The organism is Bacillus sp. FSL W8-0116 (assembly GCF_038003825.1).
GTDB lineage: Bacteria > Bacillota > Bacilli > Bacillales > DSM-4216 > Bacillus_O > Bacillus_O smithii.
This window is the reverse complement of the sequence record NZ_JBBOPY010000001.1, coordinates 87,943-112,827: the sequence shown is the minus strand read 5'-3', so window position 1 is coordinate 112,827 and position 24,885 is coordinate 87,943. Positions and strand designations below refer to the sequence as shown.

Sequence of the window (24,885 nt, the reverse complement as noted above, 5' to 3'; positions counted from 1 at the left end):
GCTCATTCATAGTATACCATAACCAATGCTTATTTCTTTAAAACAACTCCATTTTCATAAGCAACTTCTCTGTAAAATCATTTTCACAAAAACCATCACTTGCTTGTAGGTGTTCAACCAACAGTCCTATTACCGTCAAAGTAACGACAGAGATTGTCGCCTGAAACCTACTAAATCGATCCTCATTAAGAAGATTACTGCAATTCTAATGGATACAGTGATGGATGTCAAACAATTGAACTTCGTAAAACTTTTAGAATCTGATGATCTAATGAACCTCCCGCCACTTATAGAAATGGGGGTTTCTTCTCTGCCAAACATAGAAACTTCCACGAAACACCTTTCGGCGTTTCTCTTCTTCGAAAGATGGGAATCTTCCACGTTCTAAAAGAAGCTACACCTTGCGGTGGGTGGGGTCGCACCATCTACTACTCCCCGTTTATGCGGGTCGTAGATACGTTGGAATCTTCTCCTGTCCCCAAGGTTCAAAGGAACCGTGTAACGCTTGGCTCAAGATATTCTTTGCTCCATGAATATCCCGATGAGAAGTGTATCCACAATGGCAATGATACATTCGGGTGCGCACTTTCTTTTTTCGTTGGCAAACAGGACATGTTTGACTGCTGTACGCTTCATTCACAAACGTTACCTTGATACCTTTGCTTTGGCATTTGTATTCCAGATATTGCTTTACTTTGCCAAAGCTCCAGTTGGAGAGTTTCTGATTGACGTTTTTCCGTCTTTTCTTTTTCGTGTGTCTCTGTACCCCTTCGGGATTGCCGACATACACATCCGAAACGCTTTGTTGGATGCACCAATCTACAAACGCTTTGGTGGTTTTGTGAAAGGCATCTCGCAACTGTCGTTCACTTTTCGAAAGGATATACCGCTTCGCCCGTTGGTATTTCTTCCACCTCCGAGAGCCTTTTTTGCATTGGCTCTGAAGTTTTTGCAATTCTCGAAGTTTCTTGTTGCGAAGACGGTGGATACTGCGAAGTTTCCGATCTGACAGAAGAACACTTTCCCCATTGTCGCAAAACGAAGCGATGGTATGAATTTCGCCCATATCGACTCCTGCGGAGTGTTGAGGCGTATAAGGAAGAGTTTCTTGCACATCGTCATACGATACCGAAAGGTATAAACCATGGTCATAACACAATTCGATTTCTTTAATGGTTCCTTTCGGCAAGTTTTTGGCATAGACCACCAGCGGTGGAATGCGTTTACCGCCATGTGTACCTAACGACAAAGTTATTTTCCCATTATCAGAAATGGTGAAGGCTTTGTCTACCCACTTCGTATTGAAGTATTTCTTTTGTTTATAGGGATACTTAGCGGTTTTGATACCTTTCTGGATAGTGCTGTCTCTGGCAAAAAGATATTTGTGAGCCACAGCTTGGATACTTTGACTATGCAGATGGTATTTCCCTTTTAAGCGTTTTTGCAACTGAGATTTGCCAATCCATTTTTGATGAGTAAGGTAGTAATTTCGGGCTTCGGTGAGACAATCATTCCAAATTTGAGCGGAAATGCGATTACATTCCATCAGTTGTTGGATGGTGCCGTTCGAAGCGGAAAAATACACCCTCTGTCCTCGATACATGGTGAGATTCACCTTTTTTTATGTTTTTGTTATTATAGTAGGATAGAAGAGAAAATAAAATAGCGATTCATCCCCCACCTAAAGAGGAAGGGGACTTCTCGCTATTCTTGTTAAAAATGGTATCCTTTGAGCCGAGAACTGACGAATCCATCCATTTGGCGTTTTTCATCCATTTTCTGTGCAAAAAAGAATCAGAACTTCCACATTATATGTTAGCTTTTTGCGGTTTAAAAAGAACAGTTATGGATCTAATCAAAAAAGAAAAATGTTCCTATTGAATCTTATTCTTTATGGAAGGTTCTTGATTGTATATGGACCCATCATTGTTTCAATAATAAGATTATCCATGAATGAAAAGGAGATTTAATATATGAATATTCAGAGGGCTAAAGAAATTGCTGCATCCCCCGTTATGGCAAATGTGACATACGAAGGAACGCCTGTCTATATCCAACAGGTAGATGAACAAAACGAAAAGGCCAGAATCTATCCCCTCGATCAACCGGAACATGAACAAACAGTGCCTTTATCCGAATTAACAGAACATGAAAACCATTAGGTTGATAAAGCTATTTAAAACGCTTAGTTTCTATTTAAATTCCTGTTTTTAAAATTATCCCCCTCCTATAATGGAGGGGGATATAAGATGAACAGTAAAGGAATTACCGGTAAATTTCGCCGCCGGTTTTTCTAAATTCATCTGCTTTTTCTTTCAACCCTTTATCAATCACAGTTTTCAACTCAAGGTTTTGTCCTTGCGCCATTTCACGTATGTCATGAGAAATTCTCATGCTGCAGAATTTCGGACCGCACATAGAACAAAAATGGGCTGTTTTCGCGCCTTCCGCTGGCAAAGTTTCATCATGGTATTCCATGGCTCTTTCCGGATCGAGAGAAAGATGAAATTGATCCCGCCAACGAAATTCAAACCGCGCTTTCGAAAGAGCATCGTCCCGTTCTTGAGCCCCTGGATGTCCTTTTGCTAAATCCGCTGCATGCGCGGCGATCTTGTAAGCGATGACGCCTTCTCTTACATCGTCTTTATTTGGCAAACCTAAATGCTCCTTTGGTGTTACGTAACAGAGCATGGCTGTTCCGTACCAACCAATCATGGCTGCGCCGATCGCTGATGTAATATGATCATAGCCCGGTGCTATATCCGTCGTTAAAGGTCCTAATGTATAGAATGGCGCTTCATGGCAAATTTCCATTTGTTTATCCACATTTTCTTTGATTTTGTGCATAGGGATATGCCCCGGTCCTTCAATCATCACTTGAACATCATGCTTCCAAGCGATTTTTGTAAGTTCTCCTAATGTTTCCAGTTCCGCAAACTGTGCTTCATCATTAGCATCGGCAATGGATCCCGGACGAAGCCCGTCTCCCAACGAAAACGAAACATCATACGATTTCATGATCTCACAAATTTCTTCAAAATGAGTATATAAGAAGTTTTCTTCATGATGAGCAAGGCACCATTGAGCCATGATGGAGCCGCCTCGAGACACAATACCTGTTACACGCTTTGTTGTTAACGGTATGTAGCGCAGCAGAACGCCGGCATGAATTGTAAAATAATCCACTCCTTGTTCCGCCTGTTCAATTAACGTATCGCGGAACACCTCCCAGCTTAAATCTTCCGCGACCCCATTTACTTTTTCCAAAGCTTGATAAATCGGCACCGTCCCGACAGGAACCGGACAGTTTCGAATAATCCATTCACGAGTGGAGTGAATATTTTTCCCGGTGGAAAGATCCATCAATGTATCCGCTCCCCAACGAGTAGCCCAAGTCATTTTTTCCACTTCTTCATCAATGGAAGACGTAACAGCTGAATTCCCAATATTCGCATTAATTTTCACATGAAAATTTCTTCCGATGATCATGGGTTCGCTTTCTGGATGATTAATGTTAGCCGGTATAATGGCACGCCCCTTGGCCACTTCTTCTCGTACAAACTCAGGGCTGACATTTTCTCTTATAGCGATAAACTCCATTTCCGGAGTAATGATCCCATTGCGGGCATAATGCAATTGAGTCACATTTTTTCCTTTTTTGGCACGTAAAGGTTTTCGTTTTAATCCCGGAAAAACAAATTGTTCGGCTCTCGGGTCCTTTTTTTGATAACCGTTATCTTCCGGTTTCACTTGACGGCCTTCATATTCTTCCACATCATTACGTTCCAAAACCCATTTCCGACGTAATGGCGGCAATCCTTTGCGAATATCAATCGACACATTTGGATCTGTATAGGGCCCGCTGGTGTCGTAAACACGCACTGGGCGATTTTCTTCTTTGCCAAACGATCCGCTCGTTGGGCTTAATGCAATTTCGCGCATAGGCACTCGAATATCGGGCCTAGACCCTTCCACATAGACTTTTTTGCTTCCCGGAAAGCCGGACATAATAGAAATCGCATCGTTGCTTGAATGGTTGACCATTAGACAATTCGCTCCTTTTTAATAGTTTAAAAAGGACAAAATCTAGAGTCCACCCACAGCATGAAAAACCCGGGCCTTTATGACAGACCCGGGAAATGTTAGTATGAAGCAACCGCAAAAATAGGTTTTCATCTTAAAATACTAACTTCCCCACGCTGGTATGAACCAGATCAGGTCCTGAGGGTTAAGAAACTTCATTGTGTTTCTTTCTCAGCCCAACTCATTGGACACCCCTAGTTTGAATTCCATATTCACTTTCAAAAAGAATATATACGAAACTACAAAATTTGCAAAGAATAATTTGAAATTTTTTTCGTTTCATTCGAGATTGAAAATACAACAAGATTTAGACTTTTATCCTACTCCATTTCGCGTTAAAAAATAGGCCTTTTAGACTGGATCATTCTTAAATGGATCCCATTTTGGTAAGAAAATGTAAAGATTTGATTATATATAGTAATATTTTCCTTTGATTGTTATAATTTTCATGACAAAAAAATGTCAGTACCATATAAGTAAAATTGCGAAATTCTCTCAAAACCACACTCAAAATATTTTGAGCGTCCAAGAAGATGCCGATCATTTATCAGACATGTCTGTTCAATTAACAAGTTTGGTTTTTAAATTTAAAGTGAACTAAAATTTCCTAACAAAAAAAGGTATGGAAAGAGCCCTTCTTTATGTTTGAAGGGCTCTTAATGTCTTATCCCTCATTTCAACCATCATATTTTCAAAACAGTCTCTTCAAATTAAAAAAGTAATACAACTAAATGGTTCCATCTTTATTGTAAGCAGGTTTCAAAGCTACGAGAGTATAATGGAACTTACTAGAAACTGAAAAGTTGGTTATGGTTTAATCTTCTGTTTTTTCGTTCCATATTTCAGATAAAATCTCATAGGAACGCAGTCGTGCTGAATGATCATATATGTGAGATACCACCATTAATTCATCCACTTGTGTTTTATCTAAAAATTCTTGGAGTTCTTCTTTTACCGTCTTTTTCGATCCAACAAAAGTATAATACACTTGATGGCGGACGGCTTCTTTTTCAAATTCATTCCACATTCCATCCATACTTTCAACAGGCGGTTGCAAAGGCTTGGAAGTCCCGCGTGTCACACCTAAGAAGAATTGATATAAAGAGGTGGCTAGACGTTTCGCTTCTTCATCCGTGTCTGCAGCGATCACGTTCACACATGCTAACGCATACGGTTCTTTTAGATTTTCAGATGGTTGAAATCGATCTCGATATATCTTGAGAGCGTCGAAAATATGCGTTGGAGCGAAATGACTCGCGAAAGCAAAAGGCAAACCGAGCAAAGCCGCAAGCTGAGCGCTGTAAGTACTTGAACCAAGCAACCAAATAGGAACATTTAAGCCTTCGCCAGGAATCGCCCGAACATAAGATTTGCGATTACTTTTAGACGAAAAATAATGGAGTAATTCCTGTACATTTTTTGGAAACTCCGAATCAGATCCTTTTAAATGACGTCTTAACGCCATCGCCGTCATTTGATCTGTTCCGGGTGCGCGTCCTAATCCTAAATCAATTCGTCCGGGATACAAAGACTCTAATGTGCCAAATTGCTCAGCAACGACAAGAGGAGCGTGATTTGGCAACATGACTCCGCCAGATCCTACTCTAATTGTAGATGTACCCCCCGCAATGTACCCGATTAAGACAGAAGTAGCGGAACTTGCAATCCCTTCCATATTATGATGTTCTGCCAGCCAATAACGCTTAAATCCCCATTGTTCCACATGTTGAGCAAGATCTAAACTATTCCGAAAAGAATCAGCTGGTGTTTTCCCCGATAGTACCGGAGCTAAGTCCAAAACAGAAATTTCAATGTCATGCAATCTTTTTTTGTTCGTTTTCATATCCATACCAGTTTTCCTCTCATAAAAATTCTATATATCTATATATTTAGATATACTAATTATAATGATATAGGCAAAATTTTTTTTGCCTATAAGTCCTTATCCAATTGTTCAATAAATTCCCGAATCATTTTTTCATTGCGTCGGTAATACGTCCATTTTCCAATCCGCTTTGACTCCAAAAGCCCTGCTTTCTGCATCATCAACAAATAATTTGAAACGACAGATTGAGCCAAGCCAGCCTTTTCTTGTATATCTCCTACACAAACTCCCCCTTTAAAATCGTCATGATTCGGTACATGCAAATGAGGGCCAAAATGTTGTTCAGGATGTTTTAACCATTTTAAAATATTATATCTTGTTTCATTGGAAAGAGCTTTTAACATCATCATGGTATCCATAGTTTTATTATAACCATATTTTTCGAGATATCAAATCACCTGCTTATCATCTTTTTTAACGGAAAACTTTCGAACACACACCCCTTACAAAAATCAACGGAAATGGAACGCTATGTATATTGGACTAATACAAAAGGAAAGCGAATGAAAATATCATTCGTACTCCATTTTGGATTTCTTTTGACTGAAAAATAAAATGGCATCCTTTTTTAAGTATTTACTCAGCTTTCGCAGTCCAAAATCTTGTTTAAATGCTTGATGTAAATGGTTTTGGGAAGTACAAAATTATCATTTGACATTTTTTAAAACATAAAGAAAGACACCTATTCTTTTGGTAAAATATTGGTGACGAAACCAAATCCAAAAGAAAGGTGTCACCACTATGATAACGAATAAAGACTACTTTGCGCAATTACCAAAAGAAATTAAACAAGGATTTTCCGAATTAAATATTGGATATCATTTAAGAAAAGCGAATATTACGAAACTTTCCGGGTATTCTTGTCTTACTGTTTTCAAACTGATTTTTCTTTTAGTCTTCCAATATAAGAACTGGTTTCGTGCTTTTATGAGTAAACGATCTCAGGATCTGCCCGGAAAGGATACAGTCTATCGCTTTTTAAATACACCAACCTATCATTGGAGAAAGTTTCTGCTTTCATGAAGCAGTGAAATGATCCGTCTGCTTCAACCATTAACTTCAAAAGATCGTGTCACAGCTTTTGTGATTGATGATTCTGTCTTTTCAAGAAACCGTAGTAAGTCGGTTGAACTGTTGGCTAAGGTTTTTGATCACTCTACCCATCAGTACTTGAAAGGGTTTCAAATGCTTACCCTTGGCTGGACCGATCGTTTTACTTTTATTCCCGTTGATTTTGCTCTTCTAAGTTCACCGAAAAAGGAAAATCGCCTGCAAGAAAACAATACCAATATTGATAAACGAACATCTGGCTATAAGCGTCGCCAGGAAGCTCTGAAATCAAAACCGGACGTGGCTTCAGCTTTACTTGATCATGCGCTTGAAAAAGGGATTATAGCTGACTATGTTCTCATGGATTCCTGGTTTACACAAGCGCCTTTAATTGAGAAGATTACGAACAAAGGGTTATTTGTCATTGGCTTGGTGAAGCAATTAAAGCAGCGATACGTTTACAATGGTGAACGTTTCACACTGAATCAACTTTACAAATTGGCAAAACCTCACATGGGTAAAAAAGACATTCGCGGATCCGTTTATGCTACTTTAGACAATGGAATTCCAGTAAAAATTCTATTTGTACGAAACCGTAATAAACGGAGCGAATGGCTTGCCATTCTCAGCACAGATACAACATTAGAAAATGAAGAGATCATTCGTATTTACGGCATGCGTTGGGACATTGAAGTCTTCTTCAAATGCAATAAATCCCTTTTAAATTTAGAGAAAGAATTCCAGGGACGTTCCTACGACATGTTAATTAGCCATACAACCATTGTTTTTACACGATATATTCTCATTGCTTGGCAAATGCGAAAAGAGGAGGATCCTAAGACGATTGGCAACCTTTTTTACATCCTTTGCGAAGATGTAAAAGACATAGATTTTATTACTGCCCTTCAATCACTTATTGACCTTTTCCAAACTTTGGCGGAAGCCGAGGTTTCTTTGAACATGGACATCTTTAAAAATCAAATGAATAAATGGTTGGCCACTATACCTAATTATATCAAGCAATGCTTAAATATTTCTGTGTGCGAAAGTTGAGTAATTAAGAAAAATACCTATAAATAAATTTTATCATATATCAAATATGTATCAATATTAAGTCTCTGATAAACGTGAGCGATATTATTTTAAAACTCAGTATATTTCTTCCTCGATCCAAATGCTTTATCTACTGGATACTTTTGTTTGTTTTTTTGAATTTTTTCTTTAATGGCTTGTTCTAAGTTGATTCCTAATTCATGTGATAGTAACATTGTGTAAATTGCGACATCAGCGATTTCATCTTTTATATTTACGAGATTTTCTTTCACCGCATCATCACTCGTTTTCCACTGAAAGTTTTCTAATAACTCACTCGCTTCCAACGAAAGAGATATTGCTAAATCCTTAGGATTGTGAAATTGCTTCCAATTTCGTTCATCACGGAATTGTATTATTTCATTAATCAACGTATCAAAGGTTGATTCTTCAAAACGATTTCCATTATCTTCTTGTCTTTCAACTAGGTTAAACCTATCTACATGTTTCATGGTATACACTTCCTTTTTCTCTTTATTTTAAATCACTTTAATCCGAAGTCTGGTCAAAATATAATATTTACAATTACTAAATAAAAATTTGTATATGCTCCTTATTCTTTTATAATTTAACAAATTCATCCTTATATCCAATATAAGATGATGTATAAAAGTTTGTGTAAAGCATTTTGCTAGAACAAAAGAAAAAAGGTAGGGTATTCTCTGATTGGACGAAAAACATTCCAGAGAAAGGAGAACCCTACCTATGTCTAAAAGAAGTATACCGAATGTCGACTGGGCAAATCAACTGGAAAGTGTCATTCGTCAGTTTGTAAAGGAAAAATTAGAACTGATCATGCGGGAAGAAATCAAGAATTTCCTCGAAATAGAGCAGGCCGGAACATCGAATATGAGAAACGGCTACTATCAACGAAATCTAGATACGCAATATGGCCGGATTGAAGGTCTTTTGGTCCCTAGAGACCGAAACGGAGAATTTCAAACCCAATTGTTCGCTCCTTACCAACGCCATACGGGCTGGCTCGAGGAAGCCATCATCAAGATGTATCAAAGTGGTATGAGTACGCGTGAAATTGGCAAGTTTATTGAACGAATTTTAGGCAAGGCCTATTCTCCTTCAACGATCAGTCGTATGACCGATATCGTGAAAGAAGACATTGAGAAATGGCACAAACGTCCCCTGCACAAACGTTATTCTGTCTTATATTTAGACGGCTTGTATGTAAAACTTCGTCGCGATACCGTGGAGAAAGAAGTGGTTTATGTGGTGTTAGGGGTGAACGAAGAAGGATATCGCGAAATTCTTGATTTCTTTGTGGGAGGACAAGAAAGCGCCTATGTATGGCAGGAAATTCTTCAACACCTCTACCAAAGAGGCGTACAGGAAGTGCTTCTGGGCGTATTTGATGGCCTTCCGGGGCTAGAGGAAGCCTTTAAGGCTGTTTATCCGAAAGCCGATGTGCAGCGCTGTGTCGTTCACAAAGTCCGCAACACCCTAAATCGTGTTCGGAAAAAAGACCAATTCGAAGTGGCCGAGGATCTCAAGCTGATTTATCGTGCGCCGAATAAGGAGATGGCGTTACAAATGTTTCAACAGTTTGAGTCGAAATGGTCCAGCAAATATCCAAGAGAAGTTCAATCTTGGGCCAATGAGTTGGATGTCCTCCTTACATTTATGGATTATCCAAGCAGTATTCGAAGTGTGATTTACACGACCAATGCCATTGAACGAACGATCAAAGAGATTCGTAAACGTCTAAGACCGATGAACAGTTTGAGTAGTTTAGAAGCCGCTGAAAAAATCGTGTATTTGACGATTCAAGATTTTAACGAGAAATGGGCAGGAAGAAAGTTACGAGGATTTGCCGAAGCGCATGAAGCTCTTCAACGAATGTTTGAAGAACGTTATTGTTAACCAAATATTGTAAATAAACAAAATAAGGGGATTCTCCCTTTCCACACAAGAGACTGAATATTCAGTCTCTTGTGTGGAGAAAATCAGTCCCCTATCAATTCAAATCCATTTCAGAGAAACCCTACCCCATTTACATTACACAAAATTCTTGACGGTACCCAATATAAGATTACCTATTCATACTCATATATAATTTCTCGAAAAAAATATTAGGGACGTTATTAGAATTTTTATATAACTAATAACGTCCCTTCTTTTTCAAAATAATTTCATTAATTTTTACAACCGTTTTTATCACAAGTAATTTTGGAACTTGTATTTACCCAATGGCTTGATTTCTCATTCGTATCAAAACCACAACCAGTTGTACCACCTTTAGTTCCTTTATGAACAATTCCAGTTGGTATATGTTTCACTGCCATTTATATCTCTTATATGAGACTGAATATTCAGTCTCATATAAGACAACTAAACACCTCCTCCAAGATTAAAAAAACGTATCTGAGAATACTCTCTTACACAAAATTCTTGACGGTACCCAATATTTTGTTCTGCTACATATATCTATTAATATTAATTTCTATTAAAGCTTTAATAACTTATCCTCGCTGATTTAGAATATAACGCTCAATATGATGATAATATAAAATTTAACCACATTAACTTTCTTTAAAATTTTAAAAAATCATATCAAAAAAGTCAGTCGATATCACGAGACTGACTTTCTTCTCTTTAATTTACTGAACTTAGCTTTACTTCAGTTTTTATATTCTTCTGTTCTACCAAATAAACATAAACCTTATCTTTTATATCCTCTAAATCCTCCAGCTCTTCATCTGAAAAAGTAGCATTCAAGTCATTGACAAGTATTATAAACCGCTCTTCTCCATTAAACCGTTCGCTTGAAAAGTCGACCAATCCTAAGTTTTGATGTTGTTTCACATTTAATCGGCCGTTTGCTTTTTCATATTCCAGAACTGCTTCATAATAATCTGAAGCCAACACGCGTTTTGTTTTTCCTTGAGGTAAAACATCAAGGGAAATGACTTTTTTAGGTGGAATCATCGCAATATTTTTCTCCCGTTCAATTCCTAGAATCCGGTTTTGGCGTTTCATATCCAAGTCATTAAGTTTTGCATTCATTTGGTTAATTAATGCGCTATTTCGATTATCTATATTTTCTTCTTGATATGTTTTTAGCTTTTCAAATGTTTCCCTGTATTGTTGGCTAAATGATTTTTCAATAAATGACTGTAATTTGTTTAATTGTTTAGTTCTTTTTCTTGAAACATCATCCCGCAATTGAACAGCTTGTACAACAACATGATTAAACAATTGACTCTCTTTTTTCTTTTTCACTTCAAATTGACCGTGGCCAAATTCATTTAAGAAAATCCAATTATGGTCAAGCTCTATTAAATCACCATTTTCTCTTTTGGCCATATGAATATAACGATTTTCTAGAATTTTTCCAGTTCCATCTATAATTGTTATGGCATATATCTCTACGTATAGTTGTTCAGGGATTCGGGCCGAAACAACGTAATGTTCCCAATTTTGACCTTCGAATTCATTTTTCATTAAAGATAAAGCAACTGGAAAAAGTGGATGATTCTCAGTAAAAAGTGGAGTTTCCTCATTCTCCATTTTCACAGAATTCGTATACCGATAACGCCCTAAACTGTTCTTTTCTTCTTGCTCAGGTAATTCTTCTCGAATAAACCTAGGTAAACTCTCAATACGCATAACTCGATTATTTTGTGATTTTGACACTCGCACCCTTCGCTTTTGTAAAATATAATTCGTAAAATCGGCATAGGCTCTAACTGGAATTCTTTCTAATACGATAGAGTTTTTCTTTCTTCGTAATGATGATAAATCAATCTCTTCACCTTGCATACTTTCTTCTTTAACTATTTGAATTAACTTTTGATGTTCATCGGTCAATGTTTGATCCATTTTATCAATTAAATCATCAAGATTTTCTCTTTCCATAATAGCCTGCTGCATCAGATCGGCAAGGCTATCATATTCATCTTCTAGAACATCACCAACAAAGTTATAAACAGCATCCGAACCTAAATCCTCCTGCATTTGTTCCATCTTATTTAGGAGGCGAATTAAAACATGACCTTCCCTAGTATTTTTCGCAACGAGATTAAATACAAATACTTCATTTTTTTGTCCAATCCGGTGAATTCGTCCCATTCTTTGTTCCAATCTATTCGGATTCCAAGGAATATCAAAGTTTATCATTTGATTACAAAACTGAAGGTTGATAGACTCACCACCTGCATCAGTAGCCAGCATGATTTGGCATTCGTTTCGAAACAATTCGACTTGTTTTCTTCGTTCATCCATCGATAAACTACCTATTATTTTGGCGACTTTCGGCACACGATTTAATAACTTTTCTTCTAAATAATTTAATGTATCTACAAATTCAGTGAAGATAATAATCTTTTCATTTTTCTTCAAAATGCCATTCAAACCGAATAACGTTTCCTCAAGTTCTTGGTACTTTTTCTCAACAGTATATAAACGTATATGTTCTGCCTTTTTAATTAAACCTTGTAAGACTAAGATTTCACGCTTCAATTCTTTTAAATCAAGATCCGCAACAGACTGTTCAAGTTGCTTTTCAATTTTTTCTTGTTCCTCCAGTGACTCCTCTTCTATATGATTTACTTCAAGTCTTTTTATTTGTCGAAGAAACTTTTGTCTCTCTTTTTCGGTCTGTTTGTATAATTTTACTAATCGCGCATATCTTCGTTTTAAAGATAGATAGATAGCTTCGATGGATGAACTGAGTCGTTTTTGCAATAACATCATCGCAAACGCTGTACTTTGACTACCTTTATCCATCGCTTTATTAAAATATTCCTTTACATATTGAGTGACGGATTCATATAGTTCTAATTCTCCTTCAGTTAAATCAAAACCTACAGTAATAGACGTCCGTTTAGGAAAAATGGGTGTTCCGTCAAAATTAATCATATTCTCCTTTAATCGTCGAATCATAAAAGGATTTGCTTTTTCTTTTAAACTTTCATTCAGTGAACTACTTGCAAATACATCTTCATCTAATAATTTTAATAATAGACGAAAATTTTCAGAATCTCCTTTGTGGGGTGTTGCAGTAAGCAATAACGCATGTCTTGCCTTATGTAAGATCGCTTCCCCAAGTTGATACAATTTGGTACGATGCACTTTTTTCTTTTTTGTACCATAGGAATATGCAGCCATTTTATGTGCTTCATCCACTATTATTAAATCAAATTGAGCTTCTTTAATTAATGGTTGTACATCTTCACGAGCAACCCAATACATTGATGCTAAAATAAGCTTTTTTTCAACAAACGGATTTTTATTTCCATATTCATTTAACGTTTGGCGATTGATTATTTGAAAATCTAAACTGAATTTTTCTGAAAGCTCCGTTTGCCATTGTTTCAGCACGAGAGGTGGAACAAGAATGAGTACACGGTCAACATCCATTCGGAGCAATAATTCCTTAATTAACATACCAGACATAATGGTTTTTCCAGCACCAGGGTCATCCGCCAGTAGAAAGCGTACATGAGGTGATTGAAGCATCCGACTATACACAGCTTCAATCTGATGTGGTAACGGAAGTATTTGCCTGTTTCCTAGTGCTCTCGATTCTGAATACTTTAACTCGTTTTGTAGAAGGACGTATTGAATATACTTTTGTACATCCTCAACATTTAAAACATGTTCTTTCTTTATCTTTTGAAAATATTCTAATTTATCCTTTTCAACCATAAGTTCATAATAATGATTTGTCTCTTTTCCTACCGCTTCCAGAAAATAATAGTTTTCATAAGGTTCACATTTTTTGATTTCAACGGGCTCTGGAAAATACGAACTTGTAACGACTTCACCACTTATCAACACGAGCACAACCTCCATAAGGAAAAAACCTTATCCAAACGAATAAGGTTTTACTCCGCTTTCTCAACAACTAAATTATTCAATCCCTCATAATAAAAAGAAAACTCTTCCCTTTCTCTTAGCTCAAATAAATTTAAATTGTATTGGAACGGGAAAAATAACGGATGATTTTCAACTAAATCAATATATAACGCCTTATTTCCTAGAGATTTTAATAAGACTTTAATTAAAAATGTTTGCAAAAGGGAATTGGTAATCTGTATTTTGTCATTTTCTTTGTAAAATGTTTTTTCAGTTGGAACAATTACTCCCCATGACTTCATCGTTGTTAAAACGGCACTTGTTCCAACTTCGACTCGCCGTTTATCGCCATATAAATCTTTAATTCTTTTTAATATCGTTTTGCTAGAAACTTCTTCTTGTAATTGAAAGTGACGTCCAAATTCATTAGCAATATCACGGAAAAATGGATATGCAACACAAGTTAATCCCCAATGAACAAATAATCTCTCATCTTCCGTAAATTGATGAAATTCCTTTAAAATTTCATCTTTAATAGGTAATAACTCATCATCTAATAAATACCATATTTTCATAAGCATGGTTATAGCATTTTTCCGTGACTTTGCTCCTTTAATATCGTTCCGCATATAACCATCTAAAACATCATACATTTCACTACGTTGATACTGTTTGGATTGTATCGCTGCATAATCTAGTTGATGTAATAACAGTTTTTGATCAAACCCTACAGGTTTTGTCATGACAATCGACTTCCTTTATCTTTCTACTTTCACAAAAGGAACAATCACTTCTTCGATACTAATCCCACCATGAGTAACAATTTTCTTACCTTTCGTTACAAAAGCTTTCCCATAAGGCGACAATAGTACATGATAATTACTTGGCAAACCAATATTTGACCATTTCAGAGATGGTATTTGCTCTGCTGAATGTTTATAAAGAGTTTCTTCGCTATATATCCGTACACGTTCACCTTTTTGGTCGACCAATACTCCTTCATTAACACGGCCAATACCCTCAGCATTGGTATTTCCATGGTCTGACGTAATATATACATTATATTGATGATTTAGTAAATCTGTTATTAATTGTACCAAATATCCCGAATCCAACCATATCTTCAAGTTCGAATAAACACTTTTCTCACCTAAAACGGCATTATGTGTAAATTGATCAATGATATCAACAACTGCACCATAAATTCGCGTAGAATTTCGGTTTAGTCCCTTAATATTGCTCTTTTCATATATTTCACTGCCCAGTCCTTTTTGGTAAGTGACATATTGCTTAAGAACTCCATTTTCTTCCCAAAACTTTTTCCAAAGTCTTTCTTCAGCATTCGTCGTTTCAATCGTTTGGCTGAAGGCCAGGGGCATTTTTCCTGAAAAAATCGCTTGTCTGGACACAGAGGTTAAAGTTGGTACCCATGCAAAAATCCCTGTTTCATTCAGGATGAAACCATTACTTTTCAAATTTTCGGCAATAAAATGCCATTGGAAATAGCTCATCCCATCCAACACTAATAATGCGATTCTTTCATTTCCCTGTTTCACTTTGCTTAAATATTGCGGGATATGATGTACCAATTTTGGTTTTGGATATGGAGCAAGACTTGTAAGAGCGCTGTATTTTTTTATCATCCAGTCTTCAAATCGGGCATTCACTTCAAATAACAAGCGGTTGAAAATAGTAAAATTTTTATCATTACTTTTTAAAACTGCCTTTCGATATTCAGCAAGTTTACCAATCAAGTCAACCCAATCTTTATATTGTTTTTCCCCAGGCAACGATAGTGAAATTTGTTCATGGAGATTGGAGATTTTCTCGTCTAGATCTTCTTTTGCTGTTTCTTCATGTTCAATTCCCGGCCGCATCCAAGATGGAAACTTGCTTGGGTCACCTTTTACCTTTTTCAACATCCCATCATCAAATAAGTCATCCATCATCCTACGCACAATATGATGTTCAAAGGGATGAGCGTTCAACATTTCACGGATTTCAAACGGCGGTTTATCTGTCAAGTTATGGATTAATTCGTTCCATTTTTCTTGTAAATGGCGAAAGAAAAAGGAAGTAGACGTGACTAGTTTTCGGACTGGAAGATGGTTCAATGAAAATAATGACGCCCATTTTTGAATAAGAAACTCTTCGGCCACTTCCGGCAATTCTTGTTCATGTAAATGAAGAGAAAGCAGGACATGATATAATCCTGCTTCATCATCAACGGTTTCGTAGGAAATTTTATAATACTTCTTGATAATAAACTCAAGGGTTTCTTTTTCATTCAAATCTTGATGAACATTTGAATGTAACCGATAAAGACCGTCAAAATCTGTCCGGTCAATTTGTCTCATAATTTTCGGAGAAAACTTCGGAAACACCGTCTGTATTTTCAGTGATACGATTAACGATTTCCGTTCAAATGCATAAGGAAACGGGATATCATGATTGGTATAAATGAGCAGCTTTATATCTTTATTACGGTATTGTTGCTCGTATAAATAGTAAAATAATACACTATCCTCATAACGAATCACTTCATAACCAAGTTTCGACAATTCATCCAATAAGATTTCATCATTCAATAATGAATCGAAATCTTTTATAAAAATCATCCTGGCTGTTTGGTTATTAAATTTAGATAATATGACATCCCGCCAACTGTTCATCTCGCTCACCTTTTTTATAAACCTAATCGTATTTTCGCATTTTCATAAAACATAAAGAGTTTATCGTCTTCTTGAATGACTTTCTCAGGTATTCGATCGCCGACTTTGACAATTGTTTTAAAATCTTTTTCTTTATAAGCATTTTTGAATCCGGCGCGAATAGCTTCGGTTCGGAAGGTTCTTAACTTTTTCTTACTTCCTTCAAGTTCTTTCAGATAATCGTCAAATTCACGTAATAACGATTTCTCACGCAGTTTTTCTAGGTCGGCCTGCTTATTCGGATCAGGCACATACCAACGATGCATCGCTTTTTCAATCACTTTTGGATCAGTTGGCTCCAATCCACGTAAGTCTTTATAATTTCTTCTTAAATAAGTAAGGATTTGATTTGGAACCGGTCCATCGCCATCATAGCGCAGGAAGTTTTGTCCTATATAAATTGAAATAAAGGTTTTCTCCCGTTCCACGGCGAATAAATACAAAGAGAAAATAAGGGAACGGAGAGAAAATATGATGCCAAATCACAAAGACGAGATCGAAAAGTTGTCCACTGCCATGAAAGAAGCAAAAAGTAAACGAGCATATGAACGCTACCAAGCGATTTATCTTCATTTGCAGGGATATACCAAAGGAGAAATCGCAACGATTATTGGTCGATCCAAGAAAACTATTTATAACTATATTCATGCCTACGCCCAGCGCGGTCTTGATGGACTGGAGATGAAATACTCACCTGGCGCCCCACGTCGATTGACCCCTGAGCAGGAAAAAGAGCTGGCTTTGATCATTGAACATCAGCTCCCCGTAGATGTGGGATTCGAAGCAAAATATAATTGGACGCTTGCGATAATCGCTGAACTCATTCAACAAAAGTGGGGGCCAACATACACGCTTCGCGGAACAAGTGACATTCTGCATCGGTTAGGGCTAAGCTATACGAAACCGACCTATACACTAGCCAATGCCGATGAAGAGAAACAAAAAGAATTCGTCGAAATCACCTTCCCTGAAGTAAAAAAAAACTGGTAGATGGGAACATCGCCCATGTCCTCTTTCAAGATGAGTCGATGATTCGTGATTACCAAGCGATTCAAAAAACATGGTTTGTCAAAGGAAAACAACGAATCATTCCGACGTTTGGAAAACATCAAGGGCTGAAGCTGATTGGCACGTTGAACTACGAAACAGGGGAAGTGTTTTGCATCGAAGAAGAATGCTATGACGCGGAAACATTTCTTCGATTTCTTCAACTTGTGTTAGAACGCTATCCCACAGGCAAAATAGTGATGATTTTAGATAACGCTCGAATTCACCATGCCAAACTCATTCAGCCATTTTTAAAAGAACACGAAGATCGGTTAGAGCTCGTCTTTTTGCCACCATACAGTCCGCAATTGAACTTGATTGAAGGGCTATGGAAATGGCTGAAATCAGACGTGATTTACAACGTGTTCTATTCGAGTGTGCAAGAAATTAGAAAGAATGTCCAAGCCTTTATTCAGCGAATCAACCAGAAACCAGAACAAACGATCGATCGTTTGTGTGTTCAGTTGTAAATCTTTAATTCAACTTATATAATAATTCATCAAGTTCAGGAAACTTTTCATGTTTTTCTATATGTTGTAGTTCTTTAATAAATTCAGGATGGATATCCTGTCGAGTTTGAGGCTTTTTCAACAATTGTTGACGTAACCATTCAATAGCACTATTTTCGTCTGTAATAAAAATTGATTGTTGAATAAAATCCTTTATTAAAGTTCTATTTTTGTCATACTCTGCAACTTGAGACTCTAAAAAGACCATACCATCTCTCATTGGGTATCGACGAACAATTTCTTTTTGAAAATCTAAAGCATTTATTGGAATTGGTAAACCAGCTCTTACATGATATGCAATCATTCGATCATATAAAATTCTTGGTGTTCTCTCCACAATGATTGAGGCACTTCCTCTTTTATTTATAAAAACAGGCAACTTTTTCAAGTGTTGATTAATAAATGTCCAAGCGGAATCCTCTGTATTTCTGCCTTGTTTCATTTGTTTTACTGTTTCATCAGTAGGTTTATATGCTGAAATTACTAAATCTTGTTTTACACCTGTTGTTGTGATAATGCCATGGAAACCGCCACGTTTTTTGTCAAGAGCATCTACACTTGCGATAATAAAACCTGCGCTTTGAATGGCATTCTGAATTGCATTCCAAACACTTGCTGCTGTATTCGAGAATTCAACTGTAATCCAACCATTTGGTTTTAATATTCGATACGCTTCTTTTAACGCTTCGGTCATTAGATTTGTGTAATCATCTAAACTTTTACCCTGAGATTTATTTTCAATTGCTTCCTCTTTATTATTAGTAAAGACTTTCATCCAAGATTCTCTAATAAAATTCAATTCTGAATACATGATATTTGCTCCAAATGGCGGATCTAGGAAAATATAATCTATTGAATTATCTTTAATTGGCAATTTCGTACTACTTTGTGTAGTTATTACATTGCCAGAATATTGGTTTTCTTCCCATGCCCTTAATAATTTATTTAATTGTAATTCAAGTTGCGATATTGGATTTATTTCTGCAGACAAAGGTGGTAAATATAATGTATTTGCCATTGGCCCAACATGTCGATTGTGTTTAGGCATGTAACGATTGAATTTTGATAATCTCGGAATAGTACTACCTAATAAAAATTGAGCCTCTGTTTCTTTTCCACTTCCATCACTTAGTTTTAAAAAGTTATCTAGTAAACTTAAGTTTCTATAAGTATAAACTTGATGGAAATAGATTAAGCCATTTCTAATTGGTTCACTGGTCTTAATTCCATCAATGAATTTTTGCTTAGTAACCTTAGAATACCCTGAATAATTTTCAAACCATTTTATCACTTCTGTATCATACCAATCAGGCTTTTTATTGAATCTTTTTCCTTTAAATGTATAATTTATCCTTACTGGTATAATTTTAGGTATTTTTACTATATCGTTCACAACATAATCATATTGAGATACGAAGATTTTTTCTAGATTTCTTTTTTCTAAATGTGCATTGCAATGAGGACAACTCATTTCTTTATTTATTTCGTTTCCATCTTGTTCCACAACAGTAGCGTCCCAGTAAGTAAACTCTTGGTAACAAGTTGGACACTGATAGAACTCACTCCAAATAACATAGTTTATTTCTCCAAATAACTCTGGATTCTTTGTATAGAAATCTTTTATATTCTCTACATCTTTTTTTTCTAAATTCACTCCTAACGTAGATACCGTCCAAGCAAATTCTTTTCTTAACTCATTAATGATATTTCTTAAAACTTCATAGGTCTCAGGCAATTTATTCTGCTTTGAATGGTTATGTGCAATAAAAGTGGCGGCAGGTGCTAAATCCACCAAAACAGCATTTCTTTTTCCAACTAATTCCTCTGAGTAGTTTTCTCCCAATAAATCTTTCACTACATCTTTATCTTGACATTTTTCTGCTGCAACACCAGTCATGCCTGTTCCTGCAAATCCGTCGTAGACTATATCACCTGGTTTTGTATAATAAAGCATATATCTCATTATAGCTCGATAAGGTACTTTAGTATGGTAACTGTGTGCAACATATATTGGATCATTTTTCCCTTCACTTACATCCGAAGCAAATGGTTCCCGATGATATTCTTCATGTGGATTCCTTCCATACTTCGTAACTTTCTCCTTCTCCCATTCCTCAATAAAATCATTGATCCACGGGTTTGGACAAGCTGTATAGTACGGTGGATCGGAAAGTGCGATGATATCCTCATCATCCCCAATCGGAAAGCCTTCGATTTTCTTTAGTTCCGGGAGTTTCTTGCGTAGTTCATTACGGAAATATTCTCTTCGTTCTTCATCATTTTTAAAAGTCATGCCTAAACAGACAACGGGACCGTTGTCTGTTTCAGGCTGATCGATGTTAAACGACATTTGCTTTGTCTCATCCATTTTTACATCACCTATCTGTACGATTCATTATCGTTGTTTATAGTCCTAACCGAATTTTTGCATTTTCATAAAACATAAAGAGTTTGTCGTCCTCTTGAACAACCTTCTCCGGTATTCTGTCACCGACTTTGACGATTGTCTCAAAATCTTTTTCTTTATAAGCCCTTTTAAAGCCTGCCCGAATGGCTTCGGTACGGAACGTTCTTAATTTTTTCTTGTTACCTTCCAGTTGTTGTACATAGTCATCAAATTCACGTAACAACGCTTTTTCAATTACATATTTGGATCAGTTGGCCTAAACGGACAACAGGTTCGTTATCTGTTTGAGACTGTTCGACATTTAATGACAGTTGTTTTGAATCATCTGTCATATACTTTTCCTCCTACCTAGTCTTCACTGTCAATCGAATGCGATTGGCATCATTCGTACCGACGATCTCTCTTAACAGTTGTTCAATGTTCGCTTTTGCTTCTTGGACCGTAATCGGGTTACCGTCACCTAACGCTTCGACTATTCTTTCGATTTCAATCGTTTCTTTATGAATTCCTTTTAACACTAAATTAATCGCATTGATCAATTCAAAGGAAATTGGTAATTGAAATTCTCTATTAGTAACTGTAGATGAGCAAATTCGCTAACATAAATTTACAACCAAACAAAAAAGAAGACATGAACCCGATTCCTTGGTTAGAATAGATGTGCCACAACTACTCACAAGGGGGTTCATGTCTCATGAATAGATTAGCACATCACCTAGGAATCCACAAGTTTTTGACGATGTTGGGGTTGGCACTTTATTTCTCAAAACCTGTCATGAAGCATCTCGTTCATATCGTGGATGCGATGATTACAAAGGGCTTTTCGGGAACACTGACCGATCTACATCACGGGAGTTTTCATCCGAACCATCGCACGACACTCAGCCATTTTTTCACGAAAAGCCCATGGGAAGAAGAGACGTTGCTTCGCAAACTCCAGCAGTGGGTGCTTCATCGTGTCGAACGCAGCTCGAAACGAGAGAATCAACCCATTTTTGTTTCGATCGATGATACGATTTGCCAAAAAACGAAGCCCTCGTCACGGGCAACACACGCCATTCAAGGGTGTGATTGGCACTATTCTCACGCAGAGAAAAAGTCGATCTGGGGACATTCTCTCGTTTGGCTCATGGTTCATACGATGACCCAAGCGTTTCCTTTTGCCTTTCGCCTCTACGACAAGACGGCGGGGAAAAGCAAAGGGGAACTCGCGATCGAGATGCTTTCTTCGTTGGATGTGAGTCGACCCGTTTATGTGCTCATGGACTCTTGGTATCCATCGAAAACCCTCGTGGGAGCCTGCTTGAAAAAAGGGTTCCACGTCATCGCGATGCTCAAGACGAATCGGATTCTCTATCCAAAAGGGACGGCCATTCAAGCAAAGGAATTTGCCAAATCTATGGAGCCACGGGATACCCGCCTCGTCACGGTGGGAAAAGAGCGTTATCGGGTGTATCGCTACGAAGGTGCTCTGAACGGTCTCAAGGATGCCGTGGTGCTGCTCGCATGGAAAGCCGATCAGCCGATGACACCGAAACATCTTCATTGCGTCTTGAGCACCGATCGCGAGCTAAGCGATGAAGACATCTTGTGCTACTATGCCGAGCGTTGGTCGATCGAATGTTTTTTCCGTCAAGCGAAAGACCAGCTGAAACTCGATGGATACCGCGTTCGCGGGCGTCGGGCGGTGAAACGGTATTGGATCTTGGTGCAACTTGCGTATGTGTACAGCATGTTCGAGTCGAACAGTGATGTTTCGGATGGGCTCGATCTCCTGCGCAAGAGAAAAGGACATAGCCTCGTGGAGTTCATTTATCGTGCAGCAAAACAAAATATTCCCATTGATGCCGTGAAAAAACAGCTCCACGTGGCATAAGGGGTACCCCGTTTGTCTCTTTTTCGTATGGTAATCATTGTTAATAAAAATGCTCATCTACAGTTAGTAATAAAATCATCAATTAATGCTTTATGATGATCATCAAGTAAAATAATACTTTCTTTTACTTCTGGATCATTAAAGTTTGTCAATAAGATGTCCGTTAAAGAAGTTAATAAAGTATCTAGTTGTTCCTCTAATTCACTAATGGCGTATTTCTTCCCACTAAATTCTTCCCGTGGATTAAAATGACAATTCGTACATTCTGGATTATGCTCCAATTTTTCAGTTGTTAGATGGTAACATTCCTTTAAGGATTGAACTTTTTGTTTCCATTCTTCAAATTGATCATTATTTCTAAATAGGTCAATTTTACTTGTTAACACATTAAGAGCTTCATAACGAGAATCTCTTAACAAGTCGCTCTTTTGACGATTTTCCGTTGCGTTCAAACGATTTTTCTGATGTTGAGCAAAGTAATAATCAATATATTCTCTTTTTAAGCGATTTATTTCTGCCAGTTCAGCTGAACAGTTTTCATCGTTTTTTAGTGCGGTCCCTAAATTATCTAAAGCCATATCGACATAGTATGCCCATTCTGGACTTGGTGAACCTACTAATTTAGCTTTAATTAAGTAATCCCCATCTTTCCTAAACTCGATGACTTTTCTTTGTAACTGCTCTAACTTATCAAGCAGCTGTAAATGCTTTTGCTCCTGTTCAATTCGATCATATTTGTATTTCAAATTCTTCATTTTTGCTCGAGTATTATATACTTGCAAACCTTGTAAAAATTCGTTCAAACTATTCAACTGTTGCTCAATTTCATTTTTTTCATCTTGATCAAAAAGAGGTCCGTCCCATTTTTGAAATCCATCACTTATTCGGGCAATCATTTCCACAGTACGCTCTGTTGCCTCTTTGGCTTTTGAAATTATTTGTCGAATTGATAAATCAATCGAATCTGGATTTGAAAAATCTACTTTTGGAGCATCAAACATTTCAACTAAAGCTTGAATTTCCTTAACAGGTAAATTACTTGGCTCTTTAATATGACTAAAATGCGTTAAGGTCTCTATTGGCAATTGGACGAATTCATGCAAATTCATCGCTTCATATTGTTTACCTTCAATAGTTACAACAATCTCACCATTTTGAATTAAGGCAGCAAGTATGACAACTAATAGTTCAGGCTCCATTGAAAATTCTCTTGTTAAGCGTATATCTTCTGAACCCTGGACTGTATTAATTACTTCGATTAATTCATTTTGATTTAATACTTGTCCTCTTTCCTTAGTGCCTAACAAATCTAGTACCCATTTTGCATATCCTGATTTTCTTGTTGAGACTTTCCCTGAATCATCAAGTAATACTAATCCTTCTAAAATTGCTTTCCCTGTTTTATTTTCCTTACCATTGATATAAGTTAGTGCATCTTTCACATAAGTCGGTAGGTTCTCTCTAGTTAAATAAGAGTGCTCAAGCTTTCTAAACGATGGATAATCACTATACTTCTCTTCAAAATGCTGTGAAAGTAAACCTTCCGCAACATTGTCAATTAAATCTAATAATGTGTCAGTTTCTTGTGTTAGGAATAAATGATGGTCGATAACCGGTTCACTTTTGCCTTTATAAGTAACTTCAAAGGCGTCAACAAACCGCTCACGTAACCATTTCACGAGTTTCTTTTGATACTCGTGAATTTTAGGTTGATATAAATTTTTACTTGTAGATGTGTCATTGTATAGTTCAACTGCACCACCGTATAGTCGAAGAAGTGTGACGAATTGTTCATCTTTATCTTTTAAACGGAAAAAGACTTCATCTGGTCTTTCCTCATCTGTAAATTTGGGCTCATCAAATGGCTGAAGTATATAAATATAAAAGTCTCTTTCAGGTTGAGCGGTTGAACGTTCATTTGGTGCACCAAAGAATAAATAACCTTGACGTTTAATCCGGCGATCCGACCATGGGAGCTCGTGTAGCCAAATTTTGTAACCATGCACATACGTGTTGTCTGAAACCATCGTTGCTTTTTTTAATATATCAAAGTAATAGCTATCTAATGTGGAGTCACTTAAAGTTTCTCCTCTTTGATTAATTAATTCTTCAACATTAATGGTTTTATCAATATTAATATAGTATTGTCCGTTTTCTTTATTTAAAGAAACGTATTGGAAACTTGCTTCCTCACGTAGATTTTTCATCGCAGCATCAATTCTTGTTTGTAAAAATTCAGCTGCATCATCATCAAAATCTAACAGACTAGAATTGCTTATAAACAATGTATCACGTAATGTTTCAGAAGCCAGACCAATCGGGGTTTTTAAATCATCAGTTGTTAAACGATAAATAGCTAAAGCATTCACAATTTGATTAGTCATATCTTTATATCTATATAAGTTGAATTAAAG

Annotated in this window: 18 protein-coding genes, 1 pseudogene and 1 riboswitch; of the genes and pseudogenes, 5 read left to right on the top strand and 14 right to left on the bottom strand. The window is 36.8% G+C overall.

The window, feature by feature from the left end:
- Positions 1-439: 439 nt before the first annotated feature.
- A complete protein-coding gene (locus N1I86_RS00470) occupies positions 440-1,603 on the bottom strand; it encodes an RNA-guided endonuclease InsQ/TnpB family protein (RefSeq protein WP_341094389.1) in 1,164 nt (387 codons plus the stop codon).
- Positions 1,604-1,973: 370 nt separating this feature from the next.
- Between N1I86_RS00470 and N1I86_RS00465 the strand changes: the two genes are divergently transcribed.
- Positions 1,974-2,162, top strand: a complete 189-nt coding sequence (locus N1I86_RS00465) for a small acid-soluble spore protein H (RefSeq protein ID WP_270584668.1) — start codon at positions 1,974-1,976, stop codon at positions 2,160-2,162.
- 103 nt (positions 2,163-2,265) lie between these two features.
- On the opposite strand, the gene thiC is transcribed toward N1I86_RS00465, so the two are convergent.
- The 3 genes from thiC to N1I86_RS00450 form a co-directional block, all read right to left on the bottom strand.
- Positions 2,266-4,044, bottom strand: coding sequence for a phosphomethylpyrimidine synthase ThiC (gene thiC, locus N1I86_RS00460; RefSeq protein WP_341094387.1), 1,779 nt, complete (start codon positions 4,042-4,044; stop codon positions 2,266-2,268).
- A 130-nt stretch (positions 4,045-4,174) separates the two neighbouring features.
- Positions 4,175-4,289, bottom strand: a riboswitch (TPP riboswitch).
- A gap of 608 nt (positions 4,290-4,897) precedes the next feature.
- The gene (locus N1I86_RS00455) at positions 4,898-5,932 is read right to left on the bottom strand and encodes an LLM class flavin-dependent oxidoreductase (protein ID WP_327798288.1); all 1,035 of its coding nucleotides are present in this window, start codon (positions 5,930-5,932) and stop codon (positions 4,898-4,900) included.
- Positions 5,933-6,015: 83 nt separating this feature from the next.
- Complete coding sequence (locus N1I86_RS00450) at positions 6,016-6,327, bottom strand: ArsR/SmtB family transcription factor (protein WP_270584671.1); 312 nt, start codon at positions 6,325-6,327, stop codon at positions 6,016-6,018.
- 382 nt (positions 6,328-6,709) lie between these two features.
- Between N1I86_RS00450 and N1I86_RS00445 the strand changes: the two are divergent.
- Positions 6,710-8,071 (top strand): annotated as a pseudogene (locus N1I86_RS00445) (IS4 family transposase).
- Positions 8,072-8,160: 89 nt separating this feature from the next.
- Here N1I86_RS00445 and N1I86_RS00440 read toward each other — a convergent pair.
- Positions 8,161-8,562, bottom strand: a complete 402-nt coding sequence (locus N1I86_RS00440; RefSeq protein WP_328188182.1) for a nucleotide pyrophosphohydrolase — start codon at positions 8,560-8,562, stop codon at positions 8,161-8,163.
- A gap of 253 nt (positions 8,563-8,815) precedes the next feature.
- Between N1I86_RS00440 and N1I86_RS00435 the strand changes: the two genes are divergently transcribed.
- Positions 8,816-9,985 carry an IS256 family transposase gene (locus tag N1I86_RS00435; RefSeq protein ID WP_341094381.1) on the top strand — a complete coding sequence of 390 codons (1,170 nt, stop codon included), beginning with the start codon at positions 8,816-8,818 and terminating at the stop codon, positions 9,983-9,985.
- A 272-nt stretch (positions 9,986-10,257) separates the two neighbouring features.
- Here N1I86_RS00435 and N1I86_RS00430 read toward each other — a convergent pair whose 3' ends face one another.
- From N1I86_RS00430 to N1I86_RS00410, 5 genes are all read right to left on the bottom strand, one after another.
- Positions 10,258-10,407, bottom strand: coding sequence for a hypothetical protein (locus N1I86_RS00430; RefSeq protein WP_328112699.1), 150 nt, complete (start codon positions 10,405-10,407; stop codon positions 10,258-10,260).
- Positions 10,408-10,717: 310 nt separating this feature from the next.
- Complete coding sequence (locus N1I86_RS00425) at positions 10,718-13,903, bottom strand: helicase-related protein (protein WP_341094378.1); 3,186 nt, start codon at positions 13,901-13,903, stop codon at positions 10,718-10,720.
- A 47-nt stretch (positions 13,904-13,950) separates the two neighbouring features.
- Positions 13,951-14,664: a hypothetical protein gene (locus N1I86_RS00420; protein WP_328188666.1), complete on the bottom strand. Its 714-nt coding sequence runs from the start codon at positions 14,662-14,664 to the stop codon at positions 13,951-13,953.
- Between the two features lie 15 nt (positions 14,665-14,679).
- Positions 14,680-16,593 (bottom strand): BREX-3 system phosphatase PglZ, encoded by a 1,914-nt coding sequence (pglZ, locus tag N1I86_RS00415; RefSeq protein ID WP_341094373.1) that lies wholly within the window; start codon positions 16,591-16,593, stop codon positions 14,680-14,682.
- 14 nt (positions 16,594-16,607) lie between these two features.
- Entirely contained in the window at positions 16,608-17,060 is a 453-nt protein-coding gene (locus N1I86_RS00410; protein ID WP_341094370.1) for a hypothetical protein, read from the bottom strand.
- 43 nt (positions 17,061-17,103) lie between these two features.
- On the opposite strand from N1I86_RS00410, the gene N1I86_RS00405 reads away from it, so the two are divergent.
- A protein-coding gene (locus N1I86_RS00405; protein WP_076611651.1) for an IS630-like element ISBs2 family transposase occupies positions 17,104-18,149 on the top strand; the annotation gives its coding sequence in 2 pieces (ribosomal slippage) (positions 17,104-17,607 and positions 17,610-18,149; 1,044 coding nt in all).
- A gap of 4 nt (positions 18,150-18,153) precedes the next feature.
- Here the strand turns inward: N1I86_RS00405 and N1I86_RS00400 are convergent.
- From N1I86_RS00400 to N1I86_RS00390, 3 genes are all read right to left on the bottom strand, one after another.
- Positions 18,154-20,556 carry a DNA methyltransferase gene (locus tag N1I86_RS00400; protein WP_341094368.1) on the bottom strand — a complete coding sequence of 801 codons (2,403 nt, stop codon included), beginning with the start codon at positions 20,554-20,556 and terminating at the stop codon, positions 18,154-18,156.
- A gap of 37 nt (positions 20,557-20,593) precedes the next feature.
- Positions 20,594-20,818 (bottom strand): hypothetical protein, encoded by a 225-nt coding sequence (locus tag N1I86_RS00395; protein WP_341094366.1) that lies wholly within the window; start codon positions 20,816-20,818, stop codon positions 20,594-20,596.
- Positions 20,819-20,939: 121 nt separating this feature from the next.
- Positions 20,940-21,188 carry a DUF6079 family protein gene (locus tag N1I86_RS00390; RefSeq protein WP_341097197.1) on the bottom strand — a complete coding sequence of 83 codons (249 nt, stop codon included), beginning with the start codon at positions 21,186-21,188 and terminating at the stop codon, positions 20,940-20,942.
- Between the two features lie 101 nt (positions 21,189-21,289).
- On the opposite strand from N1I86_RS00390, the gene N1I86_RS00385 reads away from it, so the two are divergent.
- The gene (locus N1I86_RS00385; RefSeq protein WP_003353085.1) at positions 21,290-22,471 is read left to right on the top strand and encodes an IS701 family transposase; all 1,182 of its coding nucleotides are present in this window, start codon (positions 21,290-21,292) and stop codon (positions 22,469-22,471) included.
- A 53-nt stretch (positions 22,472-22,524) separates the two neighbouring features.
- On the opposite strand, the gene N1I86_RS00380 is transcribed toward N1I86_RS00385, so the two are convergent.
- Positions 22,525-24,855 carry a DUF6079 family protein gene (locus N1I86_RS00380; RefSeq protein ID WP_341094362.1) on the bottom strand — a complete coding sequence of 777 codons (2,331 nt, stop codon included), beginning with the start codon at positions 24,853-24,855 and terminating at the stop codon, positions 22,525-22,527.
- Between the last annotated feature and the right edge of the window lie 30 nt (positions 24,856-24,885).